The 25,682-nt window shown below is 49.1% G+C and carries 23 protein-coding genes and 1 pseudogene; 8 read left to right on the top strand and 16 right to left on the bottom strand.

The features are described 5' to 3' along the window. Positions 1 to 55 precede the first annotated feature (55 nt). The 3 genes from IAE55_RS10815 to IAE55_RS10805 all read right to left on the bottom strand — a co-directional run bounded on the left by IAE55_RS10815 (position 56) and on the right by IAE55_RS10805 (position 3,701). The gene (locus IAE55_RS10815; RefSeq protein ID WP_076169204.1) at positions 56 to 967 is read right to left on the bottom strand and encodes a carbohydrate ABC transporter permease; all 912 of its coding nucleotides are present in this window, start codon (positions 965 to 967) and stop codon (positions 56 to 58) included. A 14-nt stretch (positions 968 to 981) separates the two neighbouring features. Next, on the bottom strand, positions 982 to 1,962 hold the full coding sequence (locus tag IAE55_RS10810) for an ABC transporter permease (RefSeq protein WP_145024830.1): 981 nt from the start codon (positions 1,960 to 1,962) through the stop codon (positions 982 to 984). Between the two features lie 80 nt (positions 1,963 to 2,042). Continuing rightward, positions 2,043 to 3,701 carry an ABC transporter substrate-binding protein gene (locus IAE55_RS10805; protein WP_145024832.1) on the bottom strand — a complete coding sequence of 553 codons (1,659 nt, stop codon included), beginning with the start codon at positions 3,699 to 3,701 and terminating at the stop codon, positions 2,043 to 2,045. Positions 3,702 to 4,014: 313 nt separating this feature from the next. Here IAE55_RS10805 and IAE55_RS10800 point away from each other — a divergent pair, with 313 nt between their 5' ends. Then, positions 4,015 to 4,779 (top strand): helix-turn-helix transcriptional regulator, encoded by a 765-nt coding sequence (locus tag IAE55_RS10800; protein ID WP_200632061.1) that lies wholly within the window; start codon positions 4,015 to 4,017, stop codon positions 4,777 to 4,779. An 18-nt stretch (positions 4,780 to 4,797) separates the two neighbouring features. Here the strand turns inward: IAE55_RS10800 and IAE55_RS10795 are convergent, their stop codons facing one another. From IAE55_RS10795 to IAE55_RS10770, 6 genes are all read right to left on the bottom strand, one after another. Next, positions 4,798 to 6,342, bottom strand: a complete 1,545-nt coding sequence (locus IAE55_RS10795; RefSeq protein WP_200632060.1) for a carboxylesterase/lipase family protein — start codon at positions 6,340 to 6,342, stop codon at positions 4,798 to 4,800. Positions 6,343 to 6,395: 53 nt separating this feature from the next. After that, on the bottom strand, positions 6,396 to 8,162 hold the full coding sequence (locus IAE55_RS10790) for a hypothetical protein (protein WP_200632059.1): 1,767 nt from the start codon (positions 8,160 to 8,162) through the stop codon (positions 6,396 to 6,398). A 39-nt stretch (positions 8,163 to 8,201) separates the two neighbouring features. Further along, positions 8,202 to 9,110 carry a carbohydrate ABC transporter permease gene (locus tag IAE55_RS10785; RefSeq protein WP_105443991.1) on the bottom strand — a complete coding sequence of 303 codons (909 nt, stop codon included), beginning with the start codon at positions 9,108 to 9,110 and terminating at the stop codon, positions 8,202 to 8,204. After that, complete coding sequence (locus IAE55_RS10780; protein WP_105443992.1) at positions 9,107 to 10,027, bottom strand: ABC transporter permease subunit; 921 nt, start codon at positions 10,025 to 10,027, stop codon at positions 9,107 to 9,109. The genes IAE55_RS10785 and IAE55_RS10780 overlap by 4 nt, the downstream gene beginning before the upstream one ends. A gap of 393 nt (positions 10,028 to 10,420) precedes the next feature. Next, on the bottom strand, positions 10,421 to 11,701 hold the full coding sequence (locus IAE55_RS10775) for a glycoside hydrolase family 27 protein (protein WP_200632058.1): 1,281 nt from the start codon (positions 11,699 to 11,701) through the stop codon (positions 10,421 to 10,423). A 129-nt stretch (positions 11,702 to 11,830) separates the two neighbouring features. Next, a complete protein-coding gene (locus IAE55_RS10770) occupies positions 11,831 to 12,745 on the bottom strand; it encodes an AraC family transcriptional regulator (RefSeq protein ID WP_200632057.1) in 915 nt (304 codons plus the stop codon). A 294-nt stretch (positions 12,746 to 13,039) separates the two neighbouring features. Here IAE55_RS10770 and IAE55_RS10765 point away from each other — a divergent pair, with 294 nt between their 5' ends. The 5 genes and pseudogenes from IAE55_RS10765 (at position 13,040) to IAE55_RS10745 (ending at position 17,812) form a co-directional block, all read left to right on the top strand. Next, on the top strand, positions 13,040 to 14,329 hold the full coding sequence (locus tag IAE55_RS10765; RefSeq protein WP_234489431.1) for an ABC transporter substrate-binding protein: 1,290 nt from the start codon (positions 13,040 to 13,042) through the stop codon (positions 14,327 to 14,329). 30 nt (positions 14,330 to 14,359) lie between these two features. Next, positions 14,360 to 15,274 carry a carbohydrate ABC transporter permease gene (locus tag IAE55_RS10760; RefSeq protein ID WP_200632056.1) on the top strand — a complete coding sequence of 305 codons (915 nt, stop codon included), beginning with the start codon at positions 14,360 to 14,362 and terminating at the stop codon, positions 15,272 to 15,274. Positions 15,275 to 15,289: 15 nt separating this feature from the next. After that, positions 15,290 to 16,135, top strand: a complete 846-nt coding sequence (locus IAE55_RS10755) for a carbohydrate ABC transporter permease (protein WP_105443997.1) — start codon at positions 15,290 to 15,292, stop codon at positions 16,133 to 16,135. A 34-nt stretch (positions 16,136 to 16,169) separates the two neighbouring features. After that, positions 16,170 to 16,505, top strand: a pseudogene (locus IAE55_RS34345) (PIG-L deacetylase family protein); the annotation flags it as partial. 380 nt (positions 16,506 to 16,885) lie between these two features. Further along, a complete protein-coding gene (locus IAE55_RS10745; RefSeq protein WP_163877909.1) occupies positions 16,886 to 17,812 on the top strand; it encodes an AraC family transcriptional regulator in 927 nt (308 codons plus the stop codon). A gap of 75 nt (positions 17,813 to 17,887) precedes the next feature. Here IAE55_RS10745 and IAE55_RS10740 read toward each other — a convergent pair whose 3' ends face one another. The 3 genes from IAE55_RS10740 to IAE55_RS10730 all read right to left on the bottom strand — a co-directional run bounded on the left by IAE55_RS10740 (position 17,888) and on the right by IAE55_RS10730 (position 20,469). Then, positions 17,888 to 18,253, bottom strand: a complete 366-nt coding sequence (locus IAE55_RS10740; RefSeq protein WP_105444000.1) for a YmaF family protein — start codon at positions 18,251 to 18,253, stop codon at positions 17,888 to 17,890. A 210-nt stretch (positions 18,254 to 18,463) separates the two neighbouring features. Continuing rightward, positions 18,464 to 19,324: a hypothetical protein gene (locus IAE55_RS10735; protein ID WP_200632055.1), complete on the bottom strand. Its 861-nt coding sequence runs from the start codon at positions 19,322 to 19,324 to the stop codon at positions 18,464 to 18,466. Between the two features lie 113 nt (positions 19,325 to 19,437). Beyond that, complete coding sequence (locus IAE55_RS10730) at positions 19,438 to 20,469, bottom strand: Cfr family 23S rRNA (adenine(2503)-C(8))-methyltransferase (protein WP_200632054.1); 1,032 nt, start codon at positions 20,467 to 20,469, stop codon at positions 19,438 to 19,440. 479 nt (positions 20,470 to 20,948) lie between these two features. On the opposite strand from IAE55_RS10730, the gene IAE55_RS10725 reads away from it, so the two are divergent. Both IAE55_RS10725 and IAE55_RS10720 read left to right on the top strand, forming a co-directional pair. Then, positions 20,949 to 21,368 carry a DUF1259 domain-containing protein gene (locus IAE55_RS10725; RefSeq protein WP_105444003.1) on the top strand — a complete coding sequence of 140 codons (420 nt, stop codon included), beginning with the start codon at positions 20,949 to 20,951 and terminating at the stop codon, positions 21,366 to 21,368. 52 nt (positions 21,369 to 21,420) lie between these two features. Then, positions 21,421 to 21,840: a DUF1259 domain-containing protein gene (locus tag IAE55_RS10720; RefSeq protein ID WP_105444004.1), complete on the top strand. Its 420-nt coding sequence runs from the start codon at positions 21,421 to 21,423 to the stop codon at positions 21,838 to 21,840. Between the two features lie 107 nt (positions 21,841 to 21,947). Here IAE55_RS10720 and IAE55_RS10715 read toward each other — a convergent pair whose 3' ends face one another. The 4 genes from IAE55_RS10715 to IAE55_RS10700 are packed head-to-tail and all read right to left on the bottom strand — an operon-like array spanning position 21,948 to position 25,681. Next, positions 21,948 to 23,561: a GMC family oxidoreductase gene (locus IAE55_RS10715; protein ID WP_200632052.1), complete on the bottom strand. Its 1,614-nt coding sequence runs from the start codon at positions 23,559 to 23,561 to the stop codon at positions 21,948 to 21,950. After that, a complete protein-coding gene (locus IAE55_RS10710; protein ID WP_200632178.1) occupies positions 23,562 to 23,852 on the bottom strand; it encodes a DeoR family transcriptional regulator in 291 nt (96 codons plus the stop codon). 16 nt (positions 23,853 to 23,868) lie between these two features. Next, positions 23,869 to 24,465 (bottom strand): D-lyxose/D-mannose family sugar isomerase, encoded by a 597-nt coding sequence (locus tag IAE55_RS10705; RefSeq protein ID WP_200632051.1) that lies wholly within the window; start codon positions 24,463 to 24,465, stop codon positions 23,869 to 23,871. A 13-nt stretch (positions 24,466 to 24,478) separates the two neighbouring features. Further along, a complete protein-coding gene (locus tag IAE55_RS10700; RefSeq protein WP_200632048.1) occupies positions 24,479 to 25,681 on the bottom strand; it encodes a carbohydrate kinase family protein in 1,203 nt (400 codons plus the stop codon). Between the last annotated feature and the right edge of the window lies 1 nt (position 25,682).

Below are 25,682 nucleotides of genomic sequence, written 5' to 3'. Positions count from 1 at the left end.
CCGGCAGCTGCCGGAACGGTACTGTTCTCGTCTGAAACGAGCGCCCGAAAAATTTTTATTCTTTGACACTTCCCAAGTTCAAGCCTACCACAAAGTACCTTTGCAAAAAAGGATAAACGAATAATATCGGCATCGCGGTCACGATCGTAATTGCAGCCTGAATGGACGCCGGCGTTACCATGGCCTGGGTTTGGTTGGTATTAGCCCCTGCCATCATGGACGGATCGTTATTGGTGCTCATGGTCGACCCAAGCAGCTTCATCATTTCATACTGGAGTGAACTGAGGTTCTGTTCGGAAGAAGCGTACAGGAACGTGTCGAACCAGGAATTCCAAGAGCCTACGGCGATGAACAAGGCAATGGTCGCAAGGACGGGCGTACACAGCGGAAATACGATCCGCCAGAAAATCCGGAAATCACCGGCTCCGTCAATTTTGGCGGATTCAACCAGGCTTCCCGGGAGCGACCTGATGTACGTTCGGATCACGATCAGGTTAAATGCGCTGACCAAACCCGGCAGGATATAGACCCAGAAGCTGTTCCGCAAACCCAGGTCTTTGATCAAAAAGTAGTTGGGAATCAAGCCTGCGTTGAAGTACATCGTCAATATAAACAGCATGCTTATTTTTTTACGGAAAATATAGTGAGGCTGGGCCAATGTATAAGCCAGCATGGTCGTCAGAAATACGCCGAGCACGGTCGAAATGACGGTACGGGACACAGAAATGAACGCGGCGTGATAGATCGTGCCCGATACGAATACCGCTTTATAATTTTGCAAGGTCCAGGTGTGCGGCCAAACGTACACGCCCCCCTTCAGCGAATCGCTTCCGTCATTAAATGAAATCGCCATCGTATGAAGAAAAGGGTACAGCGTGACAATGACGACAATCAGCATAAACAGCGTATTCAGCGTATGGAAAACGACGGGTTCCAGGCGAAACTGACTCTTGACTTCTGTTTTCATTTCCCCGTCCTCCTCTATACCAATCGTTCTTCGCCAAGACGCTTTGCGATGGAATTCGCAATGAATACGAGTATGACGCTCACGATCGTTTTAAATATGCCTGCAGCCGTAGCAAGGGAATAATTCCCCATCGATATCCCGTACTTCAGCACGAAAATATCAATCGTTTGCGACCAGTCCACGACCAGGCCGTTCCCCAGCAAATACTGAACCTCAAATCCTGCATCCAGGATATGCCCGATATTCATAATGAGCAGGATGATAAAAGTGGACTTGATCCCAGGGAGCGTTACATACCTCATTTTATGAAACCTGCCTGCACCGTCGATGGAAGCGGCTTCGTAAAGGGACGGATCGATCGAGGTAATGGCTGCCAAATAGATGATCGTATTCCAGCCAACCTCTTTCCAAACGTTCGACAGCCCGACGATTCCCCAAAAATAGTGTCCTTTACTCAGCCACATCACGGGCTGATCAATCAGATGCAGCTTCATGAGTACTGTGTTGACGATGCCGTCATCCACAGATAAGGAAGTCGCAACAATGCCTGCCGCGATGACCCATGACAGAAAATGCGGCAGATAGGATATGGTTTGTACCGTCCTTTTAAAGAACCGCACCTTGATTTCGTTCAGCAGCAGTGCCAAGGCAATCGCCGTTACAAAACCCAAAACCAGGTTGATGAAACTCATGGCAATCGTATTTCGCAGCACCCCAAGGAAGGCATCGTCCTGAAACAGAAAACGGAACTGCTGCAGTCCAACCCAATCCTGTTTCCAGAAGGACAGGGCCGGACGATAGTTTTGAAAAGCCATCAGCCATCCCCAGACGGGGACATATGAAAAAATGATCAAATAAATGGCAATTGGAACCGACATGAATATCAACTGTTTTTGGGCTTTCAGAGTTTTCCAGCTCAGGCTGACGCCAATTTCCGGGTCTACTCTCCGTTTCTTCTTGGTTTTGACCTCCCCGGTCAGCAAGATCTCAGACATCTCGTTGTTCCCCTTCCGTATGACATTTCCAATACGGGGCGGGGAATGAATTCCCCGCCCCGTTTGGATTTCTACAGCTCTTACTTGCTGCTCCAGTTCTTAATCCGCCATTGAATTTGTTCATTTATGCGGTCTTCGTAAGCCTTAATATCCAGCTTGTGGATCTGATTCACATAATCCTGCCATACACTATCAAATTCCGACGGGGAAGCCATAATCGCTTTCGGCAGATATTTGACCGATAGGTCGTTTAATTTGGTGCTGGCCAGTTGAGCGGCAGAGCCGTCCTCCAGAATGATGGAATAAGCCGGGAAATATACCGGGTTCGGGCCGGGCTCCTTGAAAAATTCCGCCCAGGTTTTATGATGATACGCTTTCAGAATTTCTTGGTCGTAAGGCTTCAAGCTATCGTAAAATTCCTGTGGCTGGGTTCCGGGATCCGTTGCGTTGCCATCGCTGTACGAACCTTGCATTTTGGGCATGTAACCAAAGAACGAATCCGCCCTGTTGGCTAACTTCCAGGTATTATTGTCCGCATTGGCCCGCTGCTCTGGAGTCCGGTAGAACGTGCCGTCGTCTTTTACCTCGTAATCTTCTCCCTTGATTCCCCACTGGAGCGTCTTCTGCCAATCCTCTGTCATCAATGCATCCATAAACTTGATGATCCGGACCGGATCTTTGGCTTTTACGGAAATACCAAATCCACGATTGAGGTTCACGCCTCCACGATCACGGTAATATTCCTTTGCGCCGGGATACATGAGCGGAAAGCCGACGTAAGTGCTTCCAATTTTCCCTTGGGAAATCAGGGAATTCTCACCATCTTGGAAGTTCCAATGCTGATCGAACATGCCGATCACTCGCCCGCTGGCGATTTTGGCCAGGTACTGGTCATAGTTCTGCACGAAGGCTTCTTTATCCAGCAAGCCCTGCGCGTTCACTTCATTCAGCTTCTTGTAGTAGGTTTTCGCAATATCTTTATCCGCAAAGATTTGCGCTTTGTTGTTGTCCACGATCACGCCGCCGTCATTAGGGTGACCGGATAAATGCTCCGGCGCGTTCTGGAGCGGAAATACCCTCCAGTCAAAATTCAGGGTTTCAAATCCGATCATATCCGGATGCTTTGCCTTATATTTCGCGATAATATCAAAGTACTCTTCCAATGTTTTCGGCGTAGGGTAGCCCATTTCTTTCAAAACATCTTTTTGCAAATAGAACCCCGGTCCTTGATAGGTCGTATCGTGAACCGAACCAGTGTACACGCCGTAGTTTGGGAGTACGTAAATATGTCCATCCTTCGGATCTTTCATTTGGTTCCATACTTCGGCATAATGTTTCTTCAGATTCGGTGCGTATTTCTCGATCAAATCTTCCAGCGGAATATACGCCCCCGCATTGATCAGTTTGTCATTGCCCGAGATGAGATCCGGGTAGTCACCGCCTGCGATCATGACGCCCAGCTTCTGCTGCAGGTCCCCGACCAGAAATTCCATATTCAGGCTAACGCCTGTCTTTTCTTTAATCAATTTATAGATCTTGTTGTCGGCCGTAGGCTGTTGACCTGGGCTATCCAAAAATACGGACAGCGTGATCGGTTTCGTATCGTCCCCGCCGGATTCCGCCGCCGTCGATCCCCCGCCGCTCGTTTTTCCTGATCCGCTGCAGCCGGATAGCAGCAGTGCCGTAGAAATCATGCCGATACACAAAACGATGAGTGAACGTTTTACCTTTTTGCGCATTTCTTTGTGCCCTCCCCTTTTTCATCTATTGTTACACATTCTCACCCGGTGATAACTAAATTATATCTTTCTAGAAATCGCTTACAATTCACAAACTCAAGATGTTCCCCCTAAAAATATAGTCGCCCAAGGTTTGACACAAACAAGCGCCCCGCGGCGAATTGACGACAGCCGCGAGGCGCTTGCATACGGTGGATCATCTCATGATCCGTTCACTGAACATATTACCTGATGCTAAGGTAGAACTCATAGGGTTTCGTTCATATTTTCCTTGTTATAGTATAGTAGAGACATCATTCAAGGAGGGATAAGGATGGCCCATATTCATTTTGTTGAGTATAACACGACGCACCCAAGCAACTTTGTGATCGATGTTCCCGTGGGTCATCACTGGCTTCTTGTCATCACCAAGACTCCCGCGCAGTTCTGGGTCAATGGTGCACTCAAGGAATATCCTACGCACAGCGTTATCCTCTACCGCCCGCAGCAGAAAGTGTATTATCGGGCCTGCGCCGATCAATTCATCAATGACTGGATCCGCTTTGAATCCAATGAACCCTATATTACGGAATCGCCGCTGCCGCTCGGAGTCCCCTTTTCCCTAGATGATCCGGACTACTGTCGCAAGCTGTTTGAACTGTTGACCATCGAACACAACTTTCATCGGGATTACAGGGCTTCGTCCATCGACTGTTTGCTGCGGACGCTGTTCAACAAGCTGTTGGAATCTTACTTTCATGAACCGATTACGCCTCAGTATTATAACTTGTTGAAGCTTCGAACCGCGATCCAGAACGATCCTGGCGATTACTGGACGATTGCGAAAATGGCCGAATATCTCGGAATCAGCCCAGGCTACCTGCAGAGCATCTACAAAAAAACCTTTAAGGTCACCTGCATGGAAGACGTCATCAACAGCCGAATCCGGTTGGCCAAAGAATATTTAATTCACAGCACCCAAAGCATTGCTGAAGTCGCCTCCCGATGCGGGTATCAAAATGTGGAGCACTTCTGCAGACAGTTCAAACAGTTGACAGGCTATTCGCCAAGAAAATTCCAGGAGCATAAACAAGCTTGATATCCATATCACGTCATACTAAGCCTCTGGTTGCAAGACGGGTCTGTTCTTCTTGAAATATTGGTGCACCAGAAATTTTATGATCTCGCTCGGCTGCTCTTGGGAAAATTCGGCCTGATCAGCAAAGAGCATCCCATATGGGGCTTCCGGGGTATAAGGCTCCCATCGCGGCAGTTCCTCTCCCGTTGCATCCAGCCCGTTCGGATCACCGTTACGAATGAAGTTCGCCCAGTAATTGCACATCTGGCGGGCCAAATCGTAATGTTTGCCGACAAAGGGCCGCCAGCATTTAGCCAGCGTTTCGAAGAAAAACCAGAGATCTACCGAGTGGAAGGTGCCCGGATCATCCCAGCCGGGGATCTCGGCATCAAAATTGTAATAGTACAATGGCGTACCGGAGCCGATCTCGGCATTGGCCTGTGCGGCGATGCGGATCGCATATTCGATGCCGCTCACCGAGGCCTTCTGTCGGCTCTCCTCCACATTGGCCGATGGTGCGCCACACAGCTCCAGGAACGCATCCGCATCATCTCCGAACATGTCTTCAGCCAGCTTCTTGAATTCTTCATGCGTATGGACGTCCGGAACGCTGATAAATTCGGAGGACGTGTGGCCAAACATGACCGGCACGTTCCAGCGCTTGTTCTCAAGGAACAATTCAAACGGGCTGCCTACGCTGAACACCTGATCTGCGACGGTGCCCCAGAATCCCTTGTACTGCACAGCCTTGTCGCGGAGAGTGACGGCATCCAGCTGCCGGGCTTCCGCAAGTGAAGATACGCCAAGGTATTCAAAAAATTTCACGCCATCCTGTTCGGCCTCAGCCAAATGACTCCGAAGCGGAGGCACGCGAGTCCCCGGATACAGCTTCGTATAGATTCCACTTTGAATGATCGCCTTCTGAAAAAGCCCCTCATTCTGAGGCGAAGTCAGCTGGGTCATCACGCTGCCGCCGCCGGCGGACTGACCGCCGATCGTGATGTTGTCCGGGTCGCCGCCGAAAGCCGCGATATTGCGCTTGACCCATCTGGTGGCCGCCTGCTGATCGAGATTGCCGAAGTTAGCCGGTGCTTCGGGCGCTTCAGCCGTAATTTCGGGATGGCATAAAAATCCGAACACATTGAGGCGGTAGTTGATCGTGACGACCACGATCCCTCTTCTGGCGATGCGTTCACCGTCGAACTCCATTTCAGCCGTATGGCCGACCTGAAGACCTCCGCCAAAATACCATACATAGACCGGCAGCTTCTCATCGGTACGTTTGGCCGGTGTCCATACGTTCAGGTAGAGACAGTCCTCGTCCATGGCGATGTCAGGTTCCACGGCCCATTCCCGGGTATAGATATTGTTTTCGTCGATCTCCTGCCTTACCTGCATCGAGATCGGCGCGAATTCGTGCGCCTTAAGCACGCCATCCCAGTCCTGGGCGGGCTGCGGGGCACGCCACCGGTTGTCGCCTACGGGCGGAGCGGCGAATGGGATTCCTTTGAAACTGGTGATTCGGGGGTCGGCTGCCGGCAGTCCCTGCACCAACCCGTTTTCAACTTGTACGATTCGAAGCATGTGTAACGTCTCCCTTCATTGTTGGTATTCACCGGCCTTCACAGCGGCTGCTTTCATTTGCCGGCCGATGCCTCGGAACGCATTTGAACGATTTTTTGCGCTTTTGCCGTATCCGCAGCAAGTACGTCATTCCAGCCGAGACCGGCCACATCCGTTTTCATCTTTGCCCACAGCTGGTCAAACTCCGCCTGATCCTTCGCAAACACCATTTTCCAGGATGCATTTTTTACATAGTCCGAAATCTGGCTGCGTTTATTTTTAATATCCGATGAGTCAACACCAAAGCTCGTATTAATATTCGGCACGATGTCGATCATCTTATTTTTCTGATAGTAGTCTGTTGCGTTCTTGGCGTTGTAGGTGTTCTGCCAGTCCGTGGTCAGGGCGGTCTTGTTCGCTTCTATAGTGGAACTCCAGTAATTACTGTTATAGAATTCGCCGGTGTCCGGGTCCTTGACAAAATCGCTCATGATCATGCTGTTGATCTTGCTCTGTCCGTCCTGGTATCCGCCGCCTCCATATTGATCCGGTACGGGGGTGTTCTTCTGGAACGCTGTTTGCCCTGTTTCGGTCAGCTTAAACTTGCCGTCATCCGTCTTTTCGTAATTGAACCCTTCAAAGCCGTTCGTGTAGTACCGCAAGCCCTCGGGAGAAACCGACCAATCCAGGAATTCCATGATTCGTTCGGGATTTTTGGCCTTTGAACCGATGGCAAAAACCCTCCCGTTGCCGTAATAAGCGTCACTGGTCTGAATGATCCGGGAATCCGCGATCGGGACTGAAACATAGCCGTCGCCGTTTGTGCCCCTTTCAATGGAATTGTAGAACCCTCTTTGCCAGGAATACCATAAGAGGAGCACCTGTTTGTTGGTCAGCTTTTCGGAGACTTTGTTCCAATCCTGCGACGCGGAATCCGGATCGATCAGCCCCATCTGATTGGCCGTGAAATAAAATTGCAAAATCTTTTTGTACATACTGTTATCATCAATGAGCGGAACAATATCGCCTTTTGCATTCAGCTGTAAGGTTGAAGTTCCGTCGGGCTGCTCATAGCCGTACCAGTTGCTCAGCCAGCGTACGTTCTCCATCCCTCCGCCATCCCAATCCTTCCACAGGGTGATCGGAACGATCGGCTTCCCGTCCGGAGTCTTGGGATACTTCTCCTGCATTTTTTTTAGTACATTCAGAAGGTCGGTCAAATTGTTCAGCTTGGGTGCCCCTACCCCCTTGTAATAATCCCAGGGCAAAATGGGGCTGGAATAAGGCTGGTCTTCCGAGAAGGTCGTTGGCGAAGTATCGGCTGTAAACGTCGGTAACGCATAAATTTTGCCGTCCGGATTCACTTTATCGAAAGCTTCGTTGAAAGGTTTGAAGTGATTATCCACATACTGGGACAAGTACTTGGTGTTCTTGACCTTATCCGTCAAGTCCATAATGAGACCAGCCGGGATGAGCTCTTCCAGCTGACTGTTATCGATGATCAGGAGATCCCCCAAATTTCCTGCTGCCGACCTCGTCTTGTATAACTGATCCCCGGCAACCTGCGGAGCAAGTATGTTCAGCGTCAGATTAAACTTGTCTTTAAGCAGCTTGCCATACCATCCGGTCTGCTCGCCCTGGTAATTCGCCGCGTTATCGAACACCGTAATCGTCAGCGGCTTGCTGTGATCGATGGCGGTGTTGTTCTGGGAAGTCTTAGTATCGGTACCCGACTCCTCATTGGATGCGCTTCCACAGCCGGCCAGCCCGACCGAGGCGATGAAGAGGCAAGCGAACAATAGCATGACCGATTTTTTTGCTGCTTTCCTGCTTTTACTCATTGTCCATCCTCCTAAATCCATTTTAATATCAAGTGAAAATCAACCTTTGACCGCCCCGATCATAATTCCCTTGACGAAAAACCTCTGGAAGATCGGGTAGATGAGCAATATGGGGGCAACGACGATAATAGTAACGGTCATGCGAATGGAAGTCGTGGTTTGCTCTGTGGCTAGACTGGCTATGGCCGTCGAACCGGCATTTTGCAGGTTAACCATGGTCGATAATGAGCTCGCCTGATTGATATAGTTATAGAGAATAAATTGCAGCGTGTATAATTTGCTGTCCGTAACGAGCAGCAGCGTATCCTGAAAAGAGTTCCACTGATCCACTGCAGTAAATATCGCGACGGTCGCCAAGATCGGCTTGCTTATCGGCAATATGATCCTGAAGAAGATCATCATCGTTCCCGCTCCGTCGATGCTTGCCGCCTGCTGCAATTCCTTCGGCGTCGATTCCACGAAGGTCTTGACCAGAATAATGAAGAACGGGGCTACGATGGTCGGCAGAATGTATGCCAAAAAATTGTTGGTCAAATGCAGGGAGCGCATGGTGAGATACCACGGAATAATCCCGGCGTTAAAGAACATGGTGATCACGGTGAACCGGTACCAGAATCTTCTCCCCCACATATCCTCTTGGGAGAACATGAATCCCAAAAAGGCGGAGGCCCCTACCGTCAGCAGGGTTCCGATCACGGTTCTGCCCAGGGAGATCAAAGCCGCATTCCCCAGTCCCGGTATTTTAAAAACGTCCAAATAGTTCTGGAAATGGATGTTCCGCGGATAAAAGACGACGTCCCCCCGGGCACTGATATCGTTTGCGCTTATCGTATTAATGATGATGGAGTAAAACGGATAGACGCACACGCAAGCAAACAGGGAAAAAAGGACGTAGATCAATACGGTGATCATTTTGTCGGTCGGGCTTACCTGAACTGCTTTTCTCATACGATACTCTCTCCTCTTAACAATTTGGAGAATCCGTTTACCGAAAAGAGAAGAACAACACTAATCAAACTCTTCAGCATGCTGATCGCGACCGATACGGAGTAGCTGCCGCCCCCCATCGCCAGGTTATAAACATACAGGTCCAGGACTTGTATATTTTCCTTGTTGAATGCATTCTGGAATACGAAATACTGCTCCAAGCCATTATTCAGAAAGCTGGCGATCTGCAGCATCAGCAGAACAAAATACGTCGGGAGCATGCTCGGCAGGATGACGTTCCATATCACCTGCATTCTCGTTGCCCCGTCCACATGGGCCGCCTCATAAAGGGAATCATCAATTCCCGTAATCGCCGCTATGTACAAGATGGCGGACCAGCCTAACGTTTTCCAGATCGTCCACAACCACATGGTGATCCAGACATGATCGGAGTTCTGAAGGAATAAAATCGGGGAATCGATCAGTCCCAGCTGCTTCAACAGACCGTTGACGATGCCTTCGCTGGAAAACATGGAAAACGCCAAAGAATATACCAGTACCCAGCTGATAAAATTCGGCAGGGTCGTTACCGTCTGCACAAACTTCCGGAACCGCACTGCCTTCATTTCGTTCAGGAATATGGCAAAAATCATGGGGAGCCAGGAGAACAGCAGTCCCAATCCACTCATCCCGAACGTGTTCTTGATGACCTGGAGCAGCTGGTCGATCTTGACCTGATTTTCGATCAAGGAACGAAACCACTGTAAGCCGACAAACGGAGATTTGGACAACGGAATCGGCGGCGAGTAGTCGAAGAATGCATAGACCCATCCGTATAGCGGATAGTAGGCAAAGACAGCAAGCAAAAGCATGAACGGAAGTATGTAAAGGAATTTCCTAAAAGATATGCCTTTCGTGCTGTACTCTCGTATGCGCATTGTGTCACCTTCCCTAAAGATTCGTAGATTTGACGGGGGACCACAATATCCACTCCCAGCCAATCATTCGAAAACGCTTTCATTAATAAGCAAGAAACGCTCTGACCCCATCCATTTCTCCTATCAAAATGGTCTCATCTGTTTTTTCGGAACACCTCCATATATCTCTCGAGATATCAATTGTATCTCTATATGACTTGCACTAAATTTAAAAAAATTGTAAATGACTCCCCTCATTTAAACAATGATCTATACCAACATCTAATTGATATATCGTCACATCGGGCAGCCAGGCCGTACAAAGCTTTATGAATTCGATCATCTTAACAAAAAGGAAGCCTATCTATAAAAGATAGACTTCCTCTGATCATGTCTGCATCAACAAAAGGGTCGTTATTCCGCTATAAGCCGGAACAAAGCGGCTCCATGCGGCGGAACGGCAGAAGCCAATGTGCCGCCCAGCTCCCTGCGCTCCTCTCCGGTCCACAAATTTCGCGCATGCGCCGAGCCGGAAATGCCTAGCTCAGCCAGCGATACGGAAACTTCGGCAGCCTCCTCGCCGGTATTGAACAGCGCGGCGTAACGCTCGCCCTGAGGACCCTCAGCAGCCCATATCACTCGGCCTTCGCTCCGTCTCACCTGGCGGGCGCCGAAGCTGTGCTGATGCATGTCCAGCACGTCCCGGTTCGTCAGCAGCGATAACGTCCACTCGTCGTTGTCACGCATCTCCCCGCCGAACATGAGGGGCGAGCGGAAGATCGTCCACAGCGTCATCATCGTCAGCTGCTCGTCACGCGTAAAGTTCGTCATCCGGTCGGGATGGCTGCACCGGACGCCGATGCGGCCCAGCGGGAGCATGTCGCAATCCGGCCAGCAGCCGGGCTTCGGCCGACCCTGCCAGGTCTCGCAGCGGTTGAACATATCAAGCAGCAGCGGCCAGCGGTCCCAGAAATCGTCGGTCATCCGCCACATGTTGGCATTGGCTTCAAGGAAATCGGCATGCTTCACAGGTGCGGGTCCGGGCGACAGGCTCAGCACCATCGGCCGGCCGGCATGGTCGATCGCCTTGCGGATCAGCTCTATCTCCGCCAAATGCGGCCCTCCGTGCAGCCAAGAATCCGCAATGTCATCCACCTTGACGTAATCGACGCCCCATTCGGCGTACAGCTCAAACAAGGAATTATAGTATTCCTGAGCCCCTTTCTTGCCCGCGTCGACGCCATACATGTCCGTGTTCCACCCGCAGAAAGAGCAGGTATGGGCGATATCCCGGGCCGTAACGTTCGTGCCCTGGATCGGCGTATTATCATGTACGGCCTGCCGTGGAATACCGCGCATGATATGGATGCCGAATTTTAGTCCAAGGCTATGTACGTAATCCGCCAGCGGCTTGAAGCCCTGGCCTCCCTCCGCAGACGGAAAGCGGTTCACTGCTGGAATGAGGCGCGAGTAGCCGTCGGTTTCCAGCCGGACGAAGGGCCTGTACAGGTCTGAGACCGCTCCCGGCTCGTACCACTGAATATCGACGACAATGTATTGCCAGCCGTAATCCTTTAAATGATGCCCCATATATTCGGCATTGCCCCGAACTTCCGCTTCCGTAACGGTTGCGCCGTAACAATCCCAGCTGTTCCATCCCATAGGGGGTGTTGGTGCAAACGAATGATGCTGCATGACGTTCCTCCCGAATTGATTTCGTATAATAAAATTGCTTTTACGCCTCCTATATTACGTCCAGGAAGAATGACGATTCCATAGTAATCTTTCGTCTATAATAGTAAAATATTGCGGTTCAAAAACCGACTAATCAGAAAAACGTCTATCGACGTTATAATCTTCAAAAAACATCCGGCTGAACGTCAGCTGCCCCTCTTCGGAGCGGAAGCCCCCGGGTGTCAGCCCGGTCATTTTGCGGAACACCTTGATCAGGTAACTGCCGCCGGAATATCCGACCTGCTCCGCGATCTGTTCAACGCTCATATCCGTCTGCCGGAGCATCCGCATCGCTTGTTCAATGCGGACCCGGTTTAAATATTCGCTCGGCGTCTGGCCGACCGCAGCCGCAAACGTGCGCAGCAAATGGTATTTGGACCAGCCGAGCCGGTCCGACAACTGGTCCAGGCTGATCATCAAGCGGTAATTCGCATCCATATACTCGGCGGCCTGGCGCACTTTCTCCGGCCAGTTCCGGCGCTCGTCATGCGGCGCTACCGCATACCGGCACAGCTCAGAAATGAAAGAGTATACACAGGAAGATGCCGTGTAAGGGTCGGTAATCCGGCCGTGGCCCGCCTGATCCCAAATCTCCAGCAGCGCGCGGACAGGCCGGCTTGTGGGCGGAAAGTAGGGAGCCTCTCCCAATCGCAGCTTTGCTTCCTCCCAATTCGGCAGGATGAGCGATGGCCGCATCAGAATAAACACGAAGGACCAGTGCGACCCGTCCGCCGGAAAATAGTAGCGGTGATCACCCGGGATTTCGGCCATGATCGCCCGTCCCTGATCGATCCGGTACGTCTCCGTCCCCGACTCGAACATGCCCTCACCCTCCAGTGTATACTGGAACAGCAGCAGCGGACCGTCTTTCCGCTCCTCCCCGTCCCATCGGTACGACGGATGCCTGATCTCGTCCCGCCCGACCGCAAACAATTCGCACAGCGCCAAGTGCGAAGGCGCCGTGAAACGAAAGCCGTATGTGCCTGTCTCCGTACCGGATGCCATGCGTTTCCCTCCTATTCAAGCATGATCTTTTATATGATAGGGCTTAGTTATAACTATAATCCTACACCGTTCATGCGCATATAGAAAAAGACCGCCGCACTGGAGGCTTCCCCTCCATTTCCAATGCTATATTCTTCAAAAAAATAAATTAGCAAAAGGTAAAAATATCTAATGTTTCACGCAAGGAATCATTTGAAAATCACGATAGATTATCCTAAGATATTAAATATCATTAAATCCTAGTGGTTTACACGGATTTATTCTATTTAATTCATAGGGGAGTGACAAACGGATATGAACAAAAATTATGCATCCATCCTCATTTTTACGGTTATGCTCACACTTCTTCTTTCCGGGTGCGGAGCCGGCAATTCAGCCAGCGATTCGTCCAACGAATCAGAGTCCGCCTCTGGCAATGTCACGCTGACATACGGACTGTGGGATCAAGTCCAACAGCCGGCCATGGAGAAAATTATCGCGAAATTCGAGGAACAGCATCCGGATATCCATGTTGAGATCAAGTTAACCCCATGGAATGAATACTGGACCAAATTGGAAACGGCAGCTACCGGAGGAAACCTCCCCGATGTATTTTGGATTAACGGAGCAAGTTTGCCGAAGTATGCATCCAACAATCAACTGCTGAATCTGGACGACTACGCGAAAGACACAAGCCTCGATTTTGGAAATTATCCTCAGGGCCTCGTTGACATCTATACATACGATGGCAAACATTACGGGGTACCCAAAGACATGGACGCTATCGGTTTATGGTACAACAAAAGTTTATTTGATCAAGCAGGCATCCCTTATCCGGATGAAACATGGGATTGGAACAAGGCCGTCGAGGCCGCGCAGAAATTAACTGATCCGGCCAATGGCATATGGGGGCTTCCCGCTCAGTTCCAGGGACAAACAGGATATTACAATACAATACTTGAAGCCGGGGGTGGATTCTATACGGATGACGGAAAGAAATCCTTGTACGATTCTCCGGAGAGCATTCGCGGCCTCCAGCTTCAGACCGATCTGATTCACAAGTATAAGGTTTCTCCAACGCTTGCCCAAATGACGGATACGTCGCCCAAAGATTTGTTTAGATCCGGCAAAGTAGCCATGCTGGTAGACGGGTCTTGGAATGTCAAAGATTTTGCCACCAATGAGTATACCAAGAACAATGTCGATGTTGCTCTTCTACCTAAAGATAAGTTGAGAACAAGCGTCATTCATGGGCTGGCTAATGTAGGTGCAGCTAATACGAAGCACCCTAAAGAAGTCATCGAATTCCTTGATTTCTTGGGTTCCAAAGAATCTGCCGATATCCAAGGGGAAGACGGAACCGCACTGCCTGCATTTCATGGCGGACAGGAATTGTGGCTCAAATCGGTCCCCCAGTTCCACCTGCAGAACTTGCTGGATATGGCTAACGCTGCAAAAGCATTACCGCGCGGACCGCAAAATGCCAAGCTCGACGGTTTGGAAGAAGAGTACCTGAAAAGTGCTTATACAGGTGAATCCACTCCTGAGGAAGCCGCCAAAGCGTATGCCAAGGCCGTGAACGAAGCCATCGCATCCAATCCATAAACGTCATTGCATCGGAGGGAAACTCATGTGATGAATGCAAAACAACCATCCTCTTTCAACGCCAAGCGTTCAAAGCTGAAGAGAAGGGAATATGGATGGGGATACGCCATGGTATTTCCCCTTCTGTTCGGCATGAGCACGTTGTTCATATGGCCGGTACTGCGGACCATTTATTTATCCTTCACGGAATGGAGCGATTTTGGCAATTATCATTGGACAGGTCTGAGCAATTACATCAGGCTGATCCGTGATACGGCCGTATACCATTCCCTTCTGCACACGCTTCAATACGTGATCATCTATGTGCCTGCGATTGTCATTCTGTCCACCTTGGCGGGTGTTCTGCTGAGCAGCAAAGTGCGCGGCATATCGGTGTATAGGACGATTTTTTTCCTGCCGTCCGTGTTGATGCCGGCTGCCATCGCCATGTCTTGGAAATGGATATTAAATGGCGATTACGGGCTGCTGAACGCCGGTCTGAAGCTGCTTTCGATTCACGGAGTTAGCTGGCTGACGGATTCCCGAACCGTTCTCGTCGCCGTCGTTGGCGTAGCTGTATGGGGAGCGGTTGGTCTTCAAGCCGTCATTATCATATCGGGGATTAAGGGAATTTCCCCTATGCTTTATGAAGCGGCTTCCATCGAAGGCGCTGGCCGAGTGTCCCAATTTTTCCGGATCACGCTCCCTCTGATCACGCCGACCTTGTTTTTCGTATCAGTTACTTCGCTCATCGGAGCCATGCAGGTATTCGATCTCATTTATATGATGGTCGGCACGGTAGCCATCGATCATGTCAATACAGTTGTCTACTTGTTCTATCAACAAGCTTTTATTAAAAATGATAAGGGATATGCATCTTCCATTGCCGTTCTATTATTTATCATTATTCTGATCGTAACGGTGCTCCAATTCAAACTGCAGAAAAAATGGGTGCATTATGATTAAGGAGGGGCCGCAAAGATGACCACAGTCACGCATGCAAAACAGAAACGAAGATTCCAGCCTATGATCATCCATATCGTGCTCATGGTCGGGTCGTTCCTTATGGTTGTCCCTGTATTATGGTCACTTCTTACTTCCTTAAAAGCTCCTGATGAAGTTACCCGGATCCCGATCACGATTCTTCCGGGCAAGCTGCATTGGGACAATTTCCAAAAGGTCGCCGACTTGCTTCCTTTTATGACGTTTTATTGGAATACGGTTGTAACGACGCTCGTCAAGGTGCTTTTCGGTTTATTATTTAGTTCCCTGGCCGCTTATGCCTTTGCCAGAATTCATTTTCCCGGCAGAACCCTGCTGTTTTTGCTGGTTTTATCGGTCATGATGGTGCCCGGCCAAGTCTTTCTGATTCCCCAGTACTTATTAATGAAAGATTTGGGGTGGCTGAACTCCCTGAAAGCCATTACCGTAACCGGTATGTTCAGCGCGTACTCCACTTTTCTGCTGCGTCAGTTTTTTCTTGGGCTTCCTTCGGAACTCGAGGAATCTGCCAGGATCGATGGGTGCAATCCCTTCCGCATTTACTGGAATATCATGCTCCCGTTAGCAAAGCCGGGATTGATTTCCGTGGCGATCATCTCTACCCTATGGTCGTGGAACGACTTCCTCTGGCCGCTTGTCGTCAATGATTCGATGGACAAAATGACGCTGGCCGTCGGACTTGCCTCCCTTCAGGGACAGTTCACGACAAATTATCCGGTACTGATGGCAGGCATGCTCTTGGCCGTATGGCCCATGATCCTTATTTTTTTTCTGCTGCAAAAGCAGTTTATCGAGGGAATTACCCTGGGCGGATTAAAGGGATAACGATTCAAAACCTAAATGAACTGGAGGGTTTCATATGGAAAAGTGGAACGTACTTGTAATCACGGCTCATCCCGATGACGAAGTATCCTGCGGCGGCACGCTGGCCAAACTGGCCGAACAAGGCCATTCGGTAACCATCGCCATCGCGACGAACGGGAATCGGGGAACGCAGGATACGTCAGTAAAGCCGGAACAATTAGCCCAGACCCGCGAAAAGGAAATGGCGGATGCCGCCCGCATTCTGGGCGTGAATCAAGTGATCCAGCTCGGATTCGATGACGGAACCTTAAGCGAACAGCCGGACTTGAAGGAACGCATCTTCCGCCTGATCCGGAATGAAAAACCCGATGTGGTGATCACTTTGGACGCCTGGAGAAAATGGGAATTCCACCCCGACCATCGCGCCCTCGGTCTGGCCGCTGCCGAAGCCGCTTATTTGGCCGACGGCTACGGTTATTATCCGGAGCATCTGGAAGAAGGCATTCAGCCGTGGAAGCCGCGCGAGGTCTACCTCCTCTGGTCGGATGAACCTAATTATACGGTGGATGTCACTGACACATGGGAAGCCAAGCTTCAAGCCGCTGATTCGCATGTCAGTCAAGGTTCCGGAGGCAGAACGTTCAAGGAGAACTATTTGAGACATGTGCAGTCCGCTTCGAAAGATGGCGAGCTTCGGAAAACCGAATCCTTTCGCAAAATCTATGGCAGCTCATATCTCATATAAACCAATAAAACCGGGGGAGGATGAAGATGGATAAACACAAGAACAATATCTCCCCAAAGGATGGTCTGCCCGATTCATTAAAAACGTTTCAGGGATTCGATGAATTTCAAATATTTACGAATCTAAACGAGGAAGAGTGGCGGATGCCCTTTGAATGGCATGAGCAGTTGGAGGTGTTCTATGTCTTATCGGGACGGGGGCAGTTTTATATCGATAACAAAACCTATGTGTTTGAACCAGGCGACCTGTTCGTCATCGGCAATCAGGAGCTCCATAAAAGCCAGCTGATCAACAACGAACCGTTTGAAGCCAAAGTACTTATGTTCAACCGGCAGCTTGCCGAAACCGATCCGCTGCAGGACGAGGTCAATCTGCTGTCATTGTTCGAAAAACGCGAGCCGGGGTTCTCCCATTGCCTTAGAGTCAATGAACCTTTAAAAAAGAAGCTCGAATTTGGCTTCAGTCAGCTGCAAGAGCATTACGACCATCAAAACCGTTATTCAAGCCAAAAAATCAAGTCACTCCTGCAATGGATTTTACTGGAGATCAAAGAAGGTTATGAGGACAATTCCCCATATTCTAAGATGGAGGACGCGTCGCATGTTCATTTCAAACCCGTTGTATCCAAAGCCATGGAATACATCGCGCAGTACTATGCCGAAGAAATCACTCTGGACCGTATCGCCGATTTTATCGGAGTGAATTCATCCTATCTGAGCCGCGTATTCAAGCAAAATTCAGGCTTTTCCGTCGTGGAGTTCATTACCTTCAAACGCATTTGGCGGGCCAAGGAAATGCTCCTGTATACGAACCAGAGGATTACGGATATCGCTCATTCGGTCGGGTTCAACAACGTCACCCATTTTCAATGGACTTTTAAAAAAATGTTCGACATGAGCCCTGGGCAATACCGCAAATCCCCGCGCAACTATTACCACTTGGAGAAATACTGAGCAGATCACGTATGCATTGTATCCTATTTATGGATCAAAAAAAGCCGGAAACTCCGGCTTTTTTCCATGCTGATTTCAATTAACGAGCGGGGATTGAATTAGCGTGGCGAATTTAAATTTGTGGACGTGACCGTCATTTAATGTCGTTTGGCCGGTAACAAAGTGGACGTGTTTCCCATTCCCTACTGAAATCGCTGGTCCGGTTCTAATTTTTTTCAGATTATGAAAATGATCAAAAAAATCGGTTCTTGTCAGATCAATTTCATGCACATGGCTATTCCCTACAGGAATGGCTTGACCCGTAACCCCGGCAAAACGATGGTTATGACGTTCTTCGCCTTCTTCAGCCAGTTGGGTACTGCCTTCAAATTCATGTACATGCCGCTGCGGCTTTTTGGAAGATGTTTTTTTCGTTGAGATTACGGCCTTTTTTTTCGGCATCTGTAAATTCCTCCTCCATTCTAACATTGCTAAGGCTAACAACATCTTATTAGGGCAAATGCATAAACGTTCTAGGCGAATATCACGACTCTCGGTTCGGTTTGTCTTAACGAGCACCACGTGAAGAAGGCACTCCAGGTTGGAGTGCCTTCGCATAATGAACATCGGAGAAAGTCCGGACAGACGGAACGGTTACTTGGTTGAGTCACTTCATTTTTTCTTCAAAGTCCGCCGACGGTTTGCGGCGGGTCTACAGCATGGCTTTCTTGCCTTTGAAATGGCTTTCGCGGTGCGTCTGCGTCGGCTTACATCCGGTTTCATTCTTCTCATTATCGCAGTCAGGGTATTATTGAGCTTTTTCACCATTGGCCGGTTGTTCTTCTTCCGGGCGCTCCCTAATTTCTTGTTTCTCAGATAAGAACTCGCGGCATTTTGTGCGATCACTTTACTCTGCTTGGCAACCGAACACTGAGCCGAATTAATGATTGGATCACTTGATGGAATAATGGGATACATCAGGTTTTGTGGATTATTGCTGTGGGCACTGCCAGGGTTCGAAGGATCATTGATCGTAAAACTCCCGGGGTTGCTGTTGTCCAAAAAGCGTCCAAATAATACATGGCCTGCCTCATGCGCAAATGCATACGTGTCAATAGCTCTACCACTCAATACAACACGGCCTATGAGTCCATAATCCGTTGTGCTCCGGAAAAAGGTGAATTCCGGTCCTCCGTTTCCGATCGATCCCGGCGATAAGCTGTCTCCGCTTAGATAAACAACGTATATGGCGGTCGCATCATTAAGAGTGTTTCTCGCTTGAGTAATAAGATTCGCTACTCTTGGGTCATTGACGTTAGACACGGTACTCGCATCGATCGTGACATCCGGATGATCGAATATTCTTAATGAAGCAAATCGAAGCCCGCAGCTTACACCCGGAGCAAAACCGGTTCCCCATGCTGCATTTGCGAGGGTTAAATCGTTATTAAACCTGGCTTGGCGTTCTTCGGCCGTTGCACTCGACCGTGCACCGTTCGTAAAAATACCTACAACACGAATGGTAGAGGCCATCTATCGTCATCTCCTTTTAACTGAAGTCATTCTAGTAGATGAAAAAGGAGCATAGATGGCCTGGATCAATAGATTAGGGAACCCGGCTCAATTTTTAGATTCGTCCATGTTTGCTACTGTGATCCGTACAGCTGACCGCATGCTGCGTTAATATCGGAACCGAACTGGGTTCTGACGGTAACATGGACTCCTTTGGTCTTTAAGATTTTAAGGAACATGCTGATTCCGCTGTGATCCGATTCTTTATAACTTTGCGGGGTGGCCGTGGTGGCATTGTAAGGGATGAGATTGACGTGATATAAATGTTCCCATGGTCCTCTTCCCCGCAGTAAATCAGCAACCGCTTCAGCGTGTTTGGCCGAGTCATTGATTCCCCTCAAAAGGATATAAGCAATGTATACCTTTCGTTTCGTCGTTTGAATATGCTCATCAAGCACTTTCATCACTTCTTCCAGCGGAAAATGATGATTGATGGGCATGAGCTCGCTTCTCTGATCCGGAAATGGGGAGTGAAGAGAAAAGGTTAGATTCATCTGCGGAAAATCCTTCATTAATTTCTTTACTCCAGGCAGTATGCCTATCGTAGACACCGTAATTCTCCGATGCCCCAGGCCGAAAAGCTCAGGATCGGTTAGCACATGTAAGGCATCAAACACATACGGATTTGCAAGGGCCTCGCCCATCCCCATAAAGGACACGCTGTCCAATGGGTAGCCGTTCAAATGGAAATAAAGAAGCTGGTCCGTGATTTCATCCGCTGTGAGATTTCTCTTCAACCCCAGCGTTCCTGTAGCGCAAAAGGTACAGCCAAACCCGCAGCCGCACTGGGACGAGATACAATAGGATTCCCATCCGTCTTTATAACTTAACTTGACGGACTCGATATGTTCATCGCCAGGGATGGCAAAAAGAATTTTGCTTACTTGCTTGGACTGCTGCATGATTTTGGGCGTAATGCCCAGCACATCGTCACCAATCTCCTTGATTAATTCGTTTCTTACGGCTTTTGGCAAGCTCGTCATTTCTTCAAAATGTCCGATTTTTTGCTTGAAAATAGCCTCTGTGATTTGCTTGTATCTATAATCCGGTTGTTTCAGGATAGACAGGATCTGGCGGATTTTTTCATATTTCGTGATGTGCTTCAACGTTAACGATCTCCTTTTACACGGAGACAACGCAAAAAAGGCACCGGTTTACCGGTGCTTTCTTGCGATACATTAACCTAGCTATACACAAACAAGCGACTATCCTATAAAGAAGTCACCCGCGATATCTACGCATAGAAGGATAAAGCTCCGGTATCCGATTTGTAATTTGGTGAACCTTGCCCAGCATTGCTCCCGAAGACAGGTTCACCTGATCATCTACAATCTCAGAAATCGTCATCGCTCTATCCCTCCTGTTCATTTGATATGGATGAAACTATCACAAAATACCTCTTCCCGTCAAGCGTTTGTCATGCTGCCCGTGAATAATAAGCGTTGTGGGTTCAGATAACGGACCGGCCTGCTCATGATGCAGCGTCGATATTTTGCTATTTATGCTAGTACCCTACGCTATCAGTCCATACCTCTTTCCTCTTTGATCATAGGATACATAGAACTTGATTAAAGGAGGACTTACAATGGCGGAACAAGTAAAGGTTAGCCCGCAATTCAAAAAGCTTTGTACCCAATTCGGAAAGATATTGGGGGGCGAATCGGAAATTGAGGCAGGTCCGGTTTGTTTTGTTACGCGGATGACGAATTTAAGAGAAACCATTTTGGGAAAAAGAACACGTTCCCCTTTGGTTCAAATGCAAATGTTTTCCTTCGAATCTCTTGATAAGTCGGGCCGCGCGCTTTGCTTGGGTGAAACGGCCGTTCACCAAAATCAGGTGAATCGATTGATGTCGAACCTCCGTAAACGCGGGATTAAAGTAACCGCAGTTCATAACCACTGGCTGAAAGAGCAGCCTCGCTTAATGTATATGCACTGGGAGTCTATTGACAATCCGGTTGCATTTGCCAGAAAAACAAAGGAATCCATTAAATTCCTGGGCTAACACGGTTAAACGGGCAGGTTCATTTATATCATTTATGGGAGGATGATTTCGGATGGCGCAAGTTAAAGTAAGTCCTCGCTTTAAAAAGCTTTGTGACGAATTTTCAGCTATTTTAGGTGGAACCGAGCATGAAATTACGAAAGGCCCGGTTTGTTTTGTCTCCAGAAACCGGGTCATTAGAGCCTCGATTTTAGGAAGACGTACCACTTCTCCTTTGGTCCGCTATCAACTTTTCTCCTTCGAATCCCTGAACAGTTCAGGCAAGGCACTCTGTTTAGGCGAAACCGCTCTCTTCCAAAATCAAGTCAACCGCTTGCTGAGCAATCTCCGCAAAAACGGGATTAAAGTAACGGCCGTCCACAATCACTGGTTATTCGAGAATCCGCGCTTGATGTACGTTCACTGGGAGTCGATCGATGATCCCATTGCATTTGCCAGAAAAACCAAAGAATCCATTAAGTTTTTGGGCTGAGGAGCAACAAGGAGCAAAGCGCTTCATGATAGTGGCTGCACCCCAAATAAAAGTCCCCGGGTTTCAAACTCGGGGACTTTTGTGTTCTTGATGAATAAGATGGGCCATTACTCTTCGTCGCCCTCGGATGGCTGTCTTCTGCCTTTTTTATCCGGTGAGACCAATTGCCTGGCGATCGTATAACCAATAAGGAAAGTAGCGGCGGATGTATTCCCGTCCACCGTAAATGGGATGATGGAAGCATCTGCAACGATCAGATCCTCTACCCCATGCACATGACCCGTTCGATCCACTACTCCTCCCTTTTTTAACGGGGCCATACGAAGGGAGCCTTGCTGGTGATGATTATGGTCGAAATTCTGTTTAATATACTCCTCCAACTGGGAGTCGTCCTCAATCATATCCAGTGTCGGCGAAACAAGCTGGTATGACGGATCGATGGATGCGAGTTCTGCCGCTATATTTTTCACATAAGTTCTAAAAATATTTTTAACGGCTTCCATGTCATCCGGATTGTCGAGAAATCCTTCATCCGCAAGCACGATTTTAAGCGGATCCTTGTTCTGGATCTTAATCGAGCCGCGGCTCTTGGGGCGCAAGTAAAGAACCGCTAAAGTTAACGTGCTGTCAGAACCAATGCCAATCAGTTGAACAGCCCGGCGATTGCTGTTTACACCCGTCGGATCAGGCAAAAAGGCTCCCCCTGTATAAAGTGCATCCGGGTCATTCGCAGGCAGGGCAGAATCGTTCGGATTCGTAGTGAACACCGCAGTGTTAAGCGTGTGATTTCTCAATCTCTTCCCTACGTTCGGGTTACTGAAAACCACTGGGATCCCAGCTTCTTTAAGTAGAGCAGCCGGGCCTATTCCGGACAGCATTAATAGCTGAGCGCTATTGATACCCGCAGATATGATGACCTTTTTTTGGGCGTAAGCACGAATGCGTCTTCCTTCTTTCAGGAATTCGACCCCTGTGGCGCGTTTCTTGTCAAAAAGCACGCGCAGAGCCGTTGAATTAAAGAACACTTTTAGTTTCCTGCCGTCTACACCGCGGCCGGAAGGCGTCATGATGTCCGGGGAGAGAAAGGCTGCGGAGGAATTTTCCCTTCGGCCATTTGGTTTTTGATACAACTGCCAGCGGGTAAATGGACCCAGGGGAGTTTTAGGATCGTTATAGTCAAGGATCTCCGGATAGCCTGTAGCTTTCTCAATAGCTGTAGTGAGCTTTTCCGCCATAGACGTGGGGTCTACCGGGGCCTGCCTAATATCGATCCGTCCATTGAATCCACGGGCGTTTAGATCATCGGTTTCTCCGTTATACTTCTCTAATTTCTTGAATCGGCGAATGGCCCGTCTAGGTGACCACAGCGGACCTAAGAGCATTTCCCATTCCCTGAAAACGGCTGATGTAGGACGTACATACTGCTCACCGTTAATCGATGACCCTCCGCCTAAAAGGCGTCCCGTTGTCCATTCAAATGCCCGTTCATCCAGCTCCTCTTGCGGAACCCCCTCCCCCTGCCAAAAATATTGGGGAAAGAACTGTTCTTCCAATTCCAGAGCGAATGTAGAGTCCCTAATGGGGGTGTCTTTATCGTTGTTCCCACCGGCCTCCAGGACAAGAACCGATACTTCTTTGTTATCACTTAATGTTTTGGCGATGACGGCGCCAGCAGGACCCGTTCCTACGATAATATAATCAAAGGTTAATTTTCCGCTCATCTAAGCTCTCCTTGTTATATGGTCTAATGTAAGGATATTACATTGACCTGTACCATGTTCCTGAGCGGAATTATAGGAAAGCTCGAACGTTGTACCCCCATCGATGAAGATGGATTTTCCAAGTTGAATTGCTGCTGCCTTACTTCCGATTCGCAATTTCTTTACCGTTAATATACCTGAGCGTTTCTGTATCGTGATGCCCTTTCCCTCAAAGATCGCCCCACCATACGTCCTTCTAACGCTTCTGGATTCCTCTAACTTCTCTAAGTCACGGCGGGGTGGGCCGCTTATGCTTTCGCCCGGAGCATCATGATCTTATGCGCGCTCCGTAATCTGCGGAAGGAAGTTCCATTTCATCCTCTTCGATGACAGGTATTCTTACGATCGATGGATCAGTAAAAACGTCAAATTCGTCTCGACTCGTGCTGGAAAACTCTGACACTACCGCTCCTTCCGGTCCTGCCTGAAACCAATGCTTCATTCCCGATGGAATCGTGTATTGCTCACCAGGACGGAGAACAATCTCGTGAAACACCGTATACACAGGTTCGCTTCCTTTGGGAACGATCGCATGAATGCTACTCATCGGTGTTCCCTCCACGTACAAGTAAACAGTTCCCCATCTGCATCGGAACGTCTCCATTTTGCCAGGTTCCCCGTTCACTGGGGGATGAAGATGCTCAGGACATGTCTGTTTTGGGAAAAGCGCCAACTCCTTCGCGCAATAACGCTCTGTATTAACATAAGTGACAATCTCCAGGCCCTGAAGATCGAGGTTTCCAAGTCCGAAGCCTGCGATTTCGATACCTTCCCGCTCCTCTTCCGTCAATACGATTCCCGCACGACCAAATAATTCAGCCGCACGCGCCTGTGCTTTTTTGAACTCACTTCGTTTCAGATTCATCTTTTAACCCCCTTCATTCATGATTCTGTTCATAAAGTCGCAGCCCCTGTAAATCTAAAATACGCCAGCCATCAAGCGGGATCATTTGGCCGCTCTGTGGCCAACCCTCATGAATTCTGCTCAGAACATCCCTCCAGGACCGCACGCCGCTTACCGCATCTGCTCGCTCCACATTGCATGCTCCAACACCGACGGCTCCCAGCATCGTATTTTCGATGGTAAGCCTGTTCATCACTCCAACCAAAAACCCTGCGATTGTACAATCCCCCGCACCTGTTGTTCCGATAGCCTCGACCTGAAAGCAGGGAACGAGAAGCTCGCGATTCATCCAATTAACCGTACATGAAGGCGCACATGCTCCCATCGCGGAAAGCCGTTCAGTGTCGTTGGAAGTACGGATGTAGAGACCATATTCGCCCAGCTTAAAACCGACTACGGCAGCACCCATCCCCAACAGTTCTTCTGCCATCGATGACAACATCGAACCGTCTGCACAGGATAAAAGATCTTTCCCTGCGTATTCCCGCACCATTTTTTGATAGATCTCAGGATGAAGCATGAACAAAATTTCTTCATAGCTAGGCAGAAATATATCCACAAAAGGGAGCACGTCAGTGAGAATCTTACGCCAATCGGCTCGACCAGCAGCCGATGCCGGGTCAGGCATGGCGGTATCAAGCGACACCGTTGCTCCGAGGGCCTTGATCTTTGATAGAAGTCTAACAAGCTCCTTCCCGTTGTTCTCGAACATTCGACGCATCAGCGGAGGATAGCCGAAATGAAACAACTTGGTTCCCTCCAACAGATCCGTCTGTATATCTTCCGCGCAAAATGTATCGTTCGCTCCCGTTGCGTGAAGGAATACTCGGTCTACACCTGGAGGACTTATTACGACAGTATACGAACTTATTTCTCCTGGAGTAAGGATCATTCCTTCCGTCAGAGCGCTACTATATTTCGAAAGCCCATCCAATATCGCCTTTCCAAAAAGGTCATCCCCTACTTTCCCCATCAATTGAACCGCAAAACCAAGCCGGTGAAGAGCCAGTCCGGTATTGGAGACCGCTCCGCCTGTAGACATCAATGCAGGACCGATCGCCGTCAGCCTCCCAGGGACAAGCAGATCGCCAAGCCCATTCGCAAGACCCGAAATCTCGGGGATGACATCCAAGCAAATATGTCCGGCTACTACAAAATCAGCCGAAACCTTCTTCACC

It is taken from the genome of Paenibacillus sp. S28 (assembly GCF_016624415.1).
GTDB classification, from domain to species: domain Bacteria; phylum Bacillota; class Bacilli; order Paenibacillales; family Paenibacillaceae; genus Paenibacillus_AQ; species Paenibacillus_AQ favisporus.
This window is presented reverse-complemented; position numbering and strand designations above follow the sequence as displayed.